Below are 7,373 nucleotides of genomic sequence, written 5' to 3'. Positions count from 1 at the left end.
GGTTGTTACTAATCATTAACCAGAAAATCAATAATAAAATTATGCAAGAAAAAGGAACCATTTCGATACACACCGAAAACATTTTTCCGATAATTAAGAAATTCTTATACTCTGATACCGAGATATTTTTACGCGAGCTGGTATCGAACGCTATTGATGCTACGCAAAAAATAAAACGTTTGGCGTCATTAGGTCAGTATAATGGCGATCTGGGCGATTTGCGTGTTGAAATAGCTTTTGATGAGGAGAAAAAAACCATTACTATTTCTGATAATGGTTTAGGCATGACCGCCGACGAGATCAAAAAATATATTAACCAAATAGCATTCTCGGGCGCTACCGAGTTTATGGAGAAGTTTAAAGAAGCTAAAGATGCCAACGAGATAATCGGGCGCTTTGGTTTAGGTTTTTACTCTGCATTTATGGTAGCTGATAAGGTAGAAATTGAAACCTTATCTTACCAGGAAGGTGCCGAACCTGCACACTGGACCTGCGATGGAAGCACTGAATTTGAAATAAGCGAAGGCAGCCTGGCCGAGCGTGGAACTGAAATAACCCTGCATATTAATGCCGAGTCTGAAGAGTTTTTAAATAAACAGCGCATACAGCAAATCCTTGATAAATATTGCCGTTTCTTACCTGTACCAATTAAATTCGGCACAAACACAGAATCTGTTGAAGATGGTGTTGACGAAGAAGGCAAACCAAAATATATTGATGTAGAGGTTGATAATATTGTTAATGTTACTAACCCTATCTGGACAAAAGCACCTGCCGATTTAAAGGATGAGGACTATTTGGCTTTTTATAAAGAGTTATATCCTTTTACTGAAGATCCGTTGTTCTGGATACACCTTAATGTTGATTATCCATTTAATTTAACAGGTGTATTGTACTTCCCTAAGTTGAAAAATGATTTTGAGATCCAACGTAATAAGATCAAACTTTTCTCTCGCCAGGTATTTATTACTGATGAGGTAAAAGATATTGTACCTGAATTTTTAATGCTGCTGCATGGTGTTATTGATTCGCCGGATATTCCGCTGAACGTATCCCGCAGCTTTTTACAGGCTGATAGCAATGTTAAAAAGATAAATAGCTACATCACTAAAAAAGTGGCTGATAAATTGGCAGAGTTATTTAAAAACGACCGTAAAGCTTACGAAGAAAAATGGGGCGATATTGGCCTGTTTGTAAAATACGGCATGATAAGCGAAGACAAGTTTTATGATAAGGCGAAAGACTTTGTTTTGGTAACCAATACCGCTAAAGAGAATTTTACTTTAGACGAATACAAAACTAAGGTTGAATCAATACAAACTGATAAAGATGGCCAGTTGATATATATTTATACGAATGATCCGTCTAAACAGGATGCGTTTATACAATCTGCCAATAAAAAAAGCTATGACGTATTGTTGATGAATTCACCTATCGACAATCACTTCATTAGCCAACTGGAGCAAAAGCTGGAAAAAACATCTTTAAAGCGTGTTGATGCTGATGTAGCCGATAAACTGATAAAAAAAGATGATGCCCTGGAGCATGTTTTAACAGAAGAAGAGGCTACCAAAGTTAAAGCCATTTTTGATAAGGCTATAAACCGCCCTGCTTATAAAGTTGAGCTGGAAAGCCTTAATCCGGATGAATTACCGGTAACCGTAACCATGGATGAGTTTATGCGCCGCATGAAAGATATGGCAGCAATGGGTGGCGGAATGGGCTTTTATGGCAGTATGCCTGATAATTATAAAGTTATAGTTAATGGTAACCATAAATTGGTGAGCCGCATACTACAGGACGAGAATGAAGATGTACAATCGCAATTGGCTAAACAGGCGTTTGATCTTGCTTTGCTTTCGCAGGGATTACTAACCGGCGCTGATTTAACTGAATTTGTTAACCGGAGTGTTAATTTGATCTAATAGTTAATTTGATCTGATAATTAATTAAAAAAGCCGCTCAAAATTGAGCGGCTTTTTTAATTGTATAAATACTAATATTGCACTTTGCGTATTAGAATAATGTAAACTCTACACGACGGTTCATTTGACGACCTTTTGCAGTTTTGTTAGTTGCAATTGGTTGCGTTTTTCCATAACCTGTAGCTTCTATACTTGACGGATTAGCGCCTTTACTTACTAAGAAAGCTTTAACAGATTCCGCGCGATTTTTAGACAAGCTTAAGTTAAAATCACTTGAACCTACATTATCTGTATGTCCGGCCAATTTCAGGCTAAAGTTTTTCTCAATTAATAATTGAGCAACTCTAGTTAAGCTTGGGAATGAATGCGGACGTATAGTAGATTTACCGAAATCAAACTCAAGATTTCTGATAGCTTCTTTAACAATTTTTTTATCTTCTTCTGTTACATAAACTTTAACATCAGCTGGTTTTGCAGTTGCCATAGGTAGTGGGCAACCTGAGCCATCAACTTTAACACCTGCAGGCGTACCCGGACATTTGTCAAAGAAATCAGAAACGCCATCACCATCGCTATCGGTAGTATATTTGGCTAAGTTTGCATTCATTGCATCCATATCTGCTCTTAATTTATCATTTGCAGCTTTTTGTGCATCAACCAATGCCTGGAGCCTTTGCTCCTCTGTCATATACTCGTGACGGATGGAGGCGATTGGGTTAGCCCATTGTATACTTGGTTTTGATTTTGGGCCTAATGTAAATTCTAAACCTGCATAACCATAAGAATAATGACTCATAACAGGGTATTGATTAGCACCATTAAAGCTACTGCCATCAATAAAGTTTTCATTATATCCCAGGTTTAAATTTACCGCATCGGTTAACCGGAATTTTACACCTACTCCAACAGGTAGAACAATGTTTGACGACTTAAATGAAGCTGACGCGGTGGTTGGGATGCCAGGGGTAGTTGCGCCATAAACAGTCGGCGTATAATAAACAACACCCAAACCGGCGCTCGCATAAAACCCTATAGCATTTTTACGGCGTAAATAATCAACTGTAGCAAAGTTTAACACACCGCTTAGCGTCACTTGATTATATTTAGTGCTGAAACTGATGTATCGCTCTCCATTTATATTAGTAACATAGGGCTGGTTTGAAGATACCCCTCCTTTTACCTTTCCACCATTATAATCAAGTTGCAGACCAAAGGAATGTACCAGTTGATCCCTTATTGACAGGCCATAGCCTAATGTTGGATCCCAGTGATTAAAACCATTATGGCCGCCGGTAGCAAGCAAAAGTGATGGTGCACCAATGTTAGCACCTATTGACCAGGTGCGGTATGAGCCAATACCTGAAAATGGCTTTACAAACTCTCTACTACTTACAGAGTCGGTTTGGGCAAATACACTGCCGCCTAACAGAACTCCTGTTAATAAGAGGGCGGCTTTTTTTAAATTTTTTTTCATGATTGTTGTTTTTGTTGATCTGTCTTAAATAAGGCAGATGTTAACTGGCTTTAGGCAACATTAGTGCCATACAAAAACGCTATTCAACTTACTTAACTTAGTAAGTTTATTTAACTAAAAAAACAATGGGGTTATATATTGAGAATTAAGTATAAATAACTATCAAATGATATAAATCACTTGATAATTATTAAAATGAAAAACTCATAACCTTTTTAAGAATAAAAGATTATGAGTTTAAAACTATACAGTTTTGTAATAATATGGGGATAATATTAAAAAGTGCAGGTTTTAATTAACCTGCGCTTTTTTCTAATGCCTGGGTAATGTCTGCAATAATATCCTCTGCTTTTTCTAAACCGGCAGAAATACGAATTAGCCCGGGTGTGATACCAACGCTTAATCTTTCTGCATCAGTAAGCCTGGAGTGTGTGGTACTTGCCGGGTGCGATGCTATGCTACGGGTATCGCCAAGATTAGCTGTCACCGAAAGCATTTCCAAAGCGTCTAAAAATTTACGGCCTGCTTCCAGTCCGCCTTTTATTTCCATGCAAAAAACACCACCGCCTAATTTCATTTGTTTTTTGGCGATGGCATATTGCGGATGCCCCTCCAGGAAAGGATATTTTACCCACGAAACGTTAGGATGCTTTTGCAAAGTTTCGGCAATCTTAAGCGCGTTTTCACAATGGCGTTGCATACGTACATCAAGTGTTTCTAAACTTTTGCTTAACACCCAAGCATTAAAAGGCGACATAGCAGGGCCGGTGTTACGGCAAAACAGATAAATTTCTTTTATCAGATCTTTGCGCCCAACAATTATACCACCAAGCACCCTACCCTGTCCGTCTATCCATTTGGTTGCAGAGTGTATTACCAGGTCCGCGCCATATTCAATGGGTTTTTGCAGTAATGGTGTGGCAAAGCAATTATCTACGCTTAATATAAGGTTGTGTTTTTTGGCAAATTTATTTGACCACTCCAAATCCAATACCTCTAATTGCGGGTTGGTTGGGGTTTCCAGGTAAATCATTTTTGTATTTGGCTGTACGGCTGCTTCCCATGCTGCCTCGTCGCCGGCTGGCACTAATGTGCAGGTAATACCATAACGGGGCAGGTATTTGGTAACCAGGGTATAAGTGCTTCCAAAAACGGAGCTACAGCTTATTATATGATCACCTTGCTTAAGCAGCGCGAAGAATGCACCGAATATAGCACTCATCCCGGTGGATGTTGCAAAACCATCTTCTGCACCTTCAAGGGCACACATCTTATCTATAAACTCGTCTACATTAGGATTACTGAAACGACTGTATATATTATCATCAGTTTCATCAGCAAATGCGGCACGCATAGCTTCCGCTTCTTCAAATATGAAGCTGCTGGTTAAATATAAGGGAGTAGAATGCTCCCGCTGCTGCGTTCTTTCTGTTTGAATGCGTATAGCCTGGCTTATCGGATCTAATTTAGATGTGGATGACATGATGTAAGATGGTTTTATAATTATGCGGCAGGGTATACAAACACCTGCCATTTAATTTCGGCACCTGCTTTATTTAAAGTGGCACCTACTGAACAATATTTATTAACTGATAATTCTGCTGCTTTTTTGGCTTTGTCAAGATCAATGTCGCCATATAAGTGAAATTCGATATTAATTTCTTTCCATAAAGAAGGTTCTTTGCCCGCCTCGCGTTGGCCATTAATTATCATCTTATAATCCTTAACTTCCTGACGCTGTTTCTTTAATATAGCGATGACATCAATTGCAGAGCATCCACCCAGGCCCATAAGCAGCATTTGCATTGGACGCACACCATAGTTTTGACCTCCGCTTTCGGGGCTGCTATCCATATTAACGGTATGTCCGTTTTCATCGGTGGCGGCAAAGCCAAAATCGCCATGCACGCGCGAAAGTTGTATTGTAGGCATATATTATTGTAACAAGTGCGCTAAGTTATAACTTTTGTGGGAGTAAATTTTGCTCTAAAATAACATTTCTGTAATTTTAAGAACATCTTATTGTAAAACCATTTATGAAAAACTTAGTATTAGCAGTGCTGCTTACCTGCTCAACCTGCGTATGTTTTGCTCAAAAAAGCTTAATCTCCTATGAAGATCTCAAATACATATTGCATAACAACCTACAAAGGGCCGATACATTTTTGATGGCTAAGGGTTATACCCTCGCACTTAAAAATACCAAAACAAATAACAGGATATACACCCTGCCCATAAAGGGCGGCAGCCATGTAAATTTAAGCCTGCGGGCGGATGGAAAGCGTTTGTTTATGGAACTGGAAACAAACGCAATGGAGCAGTATGACCTGCTAAACAATTCTATATCACAATATATCCACACAAGCGGGGCGATAGGTGATATTCAAACATACGTTATAAAAAACCTTTGCGAGATCTATATAACTACCAATGATATTATGCCTTACGATCCGTTAAAAAAAGATTATTTGGTGCAGATCATATCTGATAAAAACATTACGGCTTATGATTAATATATCCGGTCTTTAACCGGTATAACCAATTTTAATCCCGACCATATTTCATCAACCGCGCACACCTTTATATCAACCAACCCTATACTGATGGCGTAATTCCTGATATAGTCTTCTGTAATATCTGTTACAACTTTTGATGCTTTTTTGGGCCATGATACCCAGATTATTCCATCCGGCTTAATTTGTGCTTTTAATTGCGGAAGCAGGTTAGCAAGTTCAGTCTTTTGTTTGGTAAAAAAATGAATAAGATCTTTATTAACATCTTCATTCTTTGTAATCTTTATATCAATAGGAAGATCTGTAAATAACCCAAAGTAATTTGGCGGCACATTTATCAAACTTATAGTATAACCAGCTTTAATACCCAATTTCTTAGCTAATAGGGTACCAGAGTAACCTACAGATTGAGACATATTCACTTGTTCATTTAATTTAATATTTGTTTTAAATGGTGCCTTAAATGATCAACATAACCCTGTGCAAGCCATTTCACCGTGTGTAGTTGAACTTCATTTTTATCATTATCGCATTTGGCATTTAACCTATCAATCGGATAATTATTTAACACCCTGATAATTTGCTGATTAAGCAATTTCCACAGCGTTATTATATCATGTATGTCAGCCTCCTGATAATGCTGTACTTTAACCCATTCTACCTGTTCATATATCAGCTTAAAATTTTCTTCGTAAGTACAACGCACAAAACGTTGCAGGTTAATTTGTGCACTGTCAATTAAATGTCCAATAATCTCTTTTTTCGACCATTGATCAATTGCAGGTTTATAATCCCAATTTATAGTTTGCCTGTCTGCTTTTAGCAACTCATCAATTGTGGCACTTAATTTCTGAATAGTATCTTTCACTTTAATATTATTTTATTTTTGAAGGTACTTAAAATCAGGAACATAATTGTTCATCTGTAAAAATCAAAATCATTTGCATATTTTCACATCTGCATATTTGCAAATCAAACTATGGCTTTAAATTATATCTGGATATTATTTTTTGTAATTGCCTTTGTTATCGGCCTTATTAAGTTAATATTTTTTGGTGATACCGAAATTTTCAGGCTAATGGTAGAGGGCACGTTCGATTCTACTAAAGCTTCTGTAATGGATATAGCATTGCCGTTGGTGGGTATCATGGCGTTTTACCTGGGCATGTTAAAAATTGCCGAAAAAGCCGGTGCAATAAATTTCCTTTCGCGCATGGTAGGTCCGTTTTTCAACCGTCTGTTTCCCGAAGTGCCAAAAGATCACCCTGCTGTTGGGCAAATGATGATGAATTATGCAGCCAATTTATTAGGTCTTGATAACGCTGCCACCCCTTTTGGCTTGAAAGCCATGAACGGCCTGCAAGAACTAAATAAGGATAAAGATACCGCGTCAAACGCGCAGATTATGTTTTTGGTGTTACACGCGTCGGGCTTAACGCTTTTACCCATAGCTATTATAGC

Annotated in this window: 8 protein-coding genes; 3 read left to right on the top strand and 5 right to left on the bottom strand. The window is 37.9% G+C overall.

Going from position 1 to position 7,373, the window contains the following annotated elements:
• Window positions 1-41 precede the first annotated feature (41 nt).
• On the top strand, window positions 42-1,925 hold the full coding sequence (gene htpG, locus JWP71_RS13155) for a molecular chaperone HtpG (RefSeq protein WP_299500759.1): 1,884 nt from the start codon (window positions 42-44) through the stop codon (window positions 1,923-1,925).
• 91 nt (window positions 1,926-2,016) lie between these two features.
• Here the strand turns inward: htpG and JWP71_RS13150 are convergent, their stop codons facing one another.
• From JWP71_RS13150 to JWP71_RS13140, 3 genes are all read right to left on the bottom strand, one after another.
• Complete coding sequence (locus JWP71_RS13150) at window positions 2,017-3,399, bottom strand: OmpA family protein (protein ID WP_299500757.1); 1,383 nt, start codon at window positions 3,397-3,399, stop codon at window positions 2,017-2,019.
• A gap of 295 nt (window positions 3,400-3,694) precedes the next feature.
• Complete coding sequence (locus JWP71_RS13145; protein WP_299500755.1) at window positions 3,695-4,882, bottom strand: aminotransferase class I/II-fold pyridoxal phosphate-dependent enzyme; 1,188 nt, start codon at window positions 4,880-4,882, stop codon at window positions 3,695-3,697.
• 20 nt (window positions 4,883-4,902) lie between these two features.
• On the bottom strand, window positions 4,903-5,331 hold the full coding sequence (locus JWP71_RS13140; protein WP_299500753.1) for an OsmC family protein: 429 nt from the start codon (window positions 5,329-5,331) through the stop codon (window positions 4,903-4,905).
• Window positions 5,332-5,435: 104 nt separating this feature from the next.
• Between JWP71_RS13140 and JWP71_RS13135 the strand changes: the two genes are divergently transcribed.
• Complete coding sequence (locus JWP71_RS13135) at window positions 5,436-5,912, top strand: hypothetical protein (protein ID WP_299500751.1); 477 nt, start codon at window positions 5,436-5,438, stop codon at window positions 5,910-5,912.
• On the opposite strand, the gene JWP71_RS13130 is transcribed toward JWP71_RS13135, so the two are convergent.
• Window positions 5,909-6,328 carry a DUF3052 family protein gene (locus tag JWP71_RS13130; RefSeq protein WP_299500749.1) on the bottom strand — a complete coding sequence of 140 codons (420 nt, stop codon included), beginning with the start codon at window positions 6,326-6,328 and terminating at the stop codon, window positions 5,909-5,911. The two genes, JWP71_RS13135 and JWP71_RS13130, sit on opposite strands and share 4 nt — an antisense overlap.
• A 14-nt stretch (window positions 6,329-6,342) precedes the next feature.
• Complete coding sequence (locus tag JWP71_RS13125; RefSeq protein ID WP_299500747.1) at window positions 6,343-6,780, bottom strand: DinB family protein; 438 nt, start codon at window positions 6,778-6,780, stop codon at window positions 6,343-6,345.
• 111 nt (window positions 6,781-6,891) lie between these two features.
• Between JWP71_RS13125 and JWP71_RS13120 the strand changes: the two genes are divergently transcribed.
• Window positions 6,892-7,373, top strand: a 482-nt coding sequence (locus JWP71_RS13120) for a nucleoside recognition domain-containing protein (RefSeq protein ID WP_299500745.1), incomplete at its 3' end; no start/stop codon positions are given.

Origin of the sequence: Mucilaginibacter sp., from assembly GCF_028287845.1 — a bacterium.
Lineage (GTDB): Bacteria > Bacteroidota > Bacteroidia > Sphingobacteriales > Sphingobacteriaceae > Mucilaginibacter.
The sequence above is the reverse complement of the archived record's forward strand: the minus strand, read 5'-3'. Positions and strand labels throughout refer to the sequence as shown.

Coding starts and splice junctions, on each gene's coding strand:
- JWP71_RS13145 (WP_299500755.1), bottom strand. CDS start 4,882: ATGTCATCCACATCTAAATTAGATCCGATAAGCCAGGCTATACGCATT.
- JWP71_RS13135 (WP_299500751.1), top strand. CDS start 5,436: ATGAAAAACTTAGTATTAGCAGTGCTGCTTACCTGCTCAACCTGCGTA.
- JWP71_RS13140 (WP_299500753.1), bottom strand. CDS start 5,331: ATGCCTACAATACAACTTTCGCGCGTGCATGGCGATTTTGGCTTTGCC.
- htpG (WP_299500759.1), top strand. CDS start 42: ATGCAAGAAAAAGGAACCATTTCGATACACACCGAAAACATTTTTCCG.
- JWP71_RS13130 (WP_299500749.1), bottom strand. CDS start 6,328: ATGTCTCAATCTGTAGGTTACTCTGGTACCCTATTAGCTAAGAAATTG.
- JWP71_RS13150 (WP_299500757.1), bottom strand. CDS start 3,399: ATGAAAAAAAATTTAAAAAAAGCCGCCCTCTTATTAACAGGAGTTCTG.